This is a genomic window from Oceanospirillum sediminis (assembly GCF_014164585.1).
GTDB lineage: Bacteria > Pseudomonadota > Gammaproteobacteria > Pseudomonadales > Halomonadaceae > Oceanospirillum > Oceanospirillum sediminis.
This window is the reverse complement of sequence record NZ_JACJFM010000092.1, coordinates 1-693: the sequence shown is the minus strand read 5'-3', so window position 1 is coordinate 693 and position 693 is coordinate 1. Positions and strand designations below refer to the sequence as shown.

Annotated in this window: 1 protein-coding gene; it reads left to right on the top strand. The window is 50.4% G+C overall.

The window, feature by feature from the left end:
* A partial coding sequence (gene tnpC / locus H4O21_RS24030; RefSeq protein ID WP_182812388.1) for an IS66 family transposase occupies positions 1–693 on the top strand: 693 nt, incomplete at both ends.

Below are 693 nucleotides of genomic sequence, written 5' to 3'. Positions count from 1 at the left end.
ACTCCCCTGACGAAGTTGAGATACTGAGAGTTGATCGAAGGCGGCTACCTGAAGGTCAATACAAAGAAGTCGGCTATCAGAAGCGCCAGGTCTTTGATATTGATATCACCCGGACCGTTGTGGAATATCAGGCTCAGATACTTGAAGACGAACAAGGGCAACGCTTTGTCGCAGAATTTCCTGAAGGCGTCACATCCTCAGTCCAGTATGGACCCGGTGTTAAAGCCCATGCCGTTTATCTGTCACAGTACCAACTGCTGCCTTATCAACGAATAGAAGAGTATTTTTCACAGCAGCTCGGTTTGCCCGTCAGTGCGGGAAGCCTGTTTAATTTTAATCAGCAGGCTGCACAACAGATCCGGGCCCTGGGTGCTGAGGCCGTGATCAAACAATCACTGCGCTCCGGTTCCGTTTTGCATGTCGATGAAACGGGGATCAATATTGATGGCAAGCGACACTGGTTGCATTCGGCCTCCACCGATCAATGGACGTACTTCTCTTCACACCGTAAACGAGGGAAGGAAGCCATGGATGCTGCGGATATCCTGCCTGACTTCAAAGGTGTGCTTTGCCATGATCATTGGAAGCCTTACTACCAGTATAAAAGCTGCCAGCATGCGCTGTGTAATGCTCATCATCTGAGAGAACTGGAAAGGGCCTGGGAACAGGATAATCAAGCCTGGGCCCGGTTGC